The sequence below is a fragment of the Nocardioides sp. NPDC059952 genome, from assembly GCF_042730435.1.
GTDB lineage: Bacteria > Actinomycetota > Actinomycetes > Propionibacteriales > Nocardioidaceae > Nocardioides.
The window spans coordinates 1-1,322 of sequence record NZ_JBHWLY010000162.1 but is presented as its reverse complement, the minus strand read 5'-3'; the positions used below and the strand labels follow the sequence as shown (position 1 = coordinate 1,322).

At 69.5% G+C, this 1,322-nt stretch carries 1 protein-coding gene; it reads right to left on the bottom strand.

All coding sequences use genetic code 11. The annotated features are described in order from the left end of the window. Positions 1-52: 52 nt before the first annotated feature. Positions 53-1,322: glycoside hydrolase domain-containing protein (locus tag ACFV9G_RS29885; RefSeq protein ID WP_378733120.1), on the bottom strand; the 1,270-nt coding region annotated here is incomplete at its 5' end.

Sequence of the window (1,322 nt, the reverse complement as noted above, 5' to 3'; positions counted from 1 at the left end):
GTGGTGAAGCTGAGAGTGGTCTATAGGTCACTCTCAGCTTCACAACTCCAGCTCAGCGGCCGTGGGCCAGGTCGTACCAGGTCACCTCGGTGGCCATGCCGTTGGCGGTGCGGCCGAGGCGCTTCTGGTAGGCGACGAGGGCGACCTGGGTGTTCCAGTCGAGGACGCCGGTGATCTTCGGGCGCTCGGGTGCGGAGGTGGCGCTGAGTGCGCGCTGGAGGTCGCGGACGGTCTCGCCGGAGGAGCCGCGCTTGAGGAGCGGTCGGCTGTTGGCCGCCCACAGCGTCTTCCAGGCACCCTTGGTCCACGTCTTCCGCACGGTCAGCCCGTGCGAGCGCTGCCAGGCGTTGATCGACCGCACCAGCCCTGCGTCGTACGTCCCGTCGATGGGACCGCCGAAGTTCCCGCGCTCACGGAGGATGCACTCGAGCGCCTTCGTGTAGATCGGCGACGGGGTGTAGGAGCTGGTGCGCGGCTTCAGGTCGGGATACGAGGTGAAGCTGACCGGGACGCCGCCGCAGTGGGTCACCGGGCGGGCGTAGGAGCCGCGGCCGAGGTCGACGTAGTTGGAGTCGATCTCGATGGTGGTGCCGCCATGGGTCTCCTTGTGCGGGCCGCGGTACTGCTTGACGCGGCGGTGGGGGCTCCAGGGCTTGTCGGGGATGTACTTGGTCGAGGTGCCGGCGCGACCGTCCCAGTCGGCGATCCACAGGTCCGCGGGGTAGACGAACCCGCGCGGCTGCGCGTGCCAGACGGCGTACATCGCCTTGATCCCCGACGACGCGCTCGAATACAGCCCCGGGCGGTAGCCGAGCTTCTTGATCCGGTGGCTCCAGGCCGAGACGAACCACATCGCCGACTCACGGCAGCGCTGGTTGCCGATGTCGAACCCCTCGAGGTCGTAGAACATCGTGCTTCCGGCGGCGATGCCGTAGCGCTTGGCGGCGTCGACGGTCGCGTTGGCCTGGTTGACGCCCTGGCGCTTGGCGGTGGCGTACTGGTCGGTGGAGCGCGCGCTGATCCGCGGGTCGTCGCGGTAGCGCGGGAAGTGCGGGTTGCACGGGGCCTGCGGCCCGAGCGTGATCGGCAGCAGCCGCCAGCCACGGGCCTGCTGCTTGCGCACCCAGGTCGCGCTGAGGTTGGTCTGGTTGCGGCAGCCACGCGAGTTGCCGGCGATGTAGATGCCGACCGCGCCGAACTTGGAGTGCTGCCACCAACGGTCCATCGCCGTCTGGGACGGTGCCTGGCACTGGTCGAAGCCGTAGCCGGTGAAGTTGCCCGGCGTGACCGGGTTCGCGGCGGCCGCGGGGCTGGGCATGGCC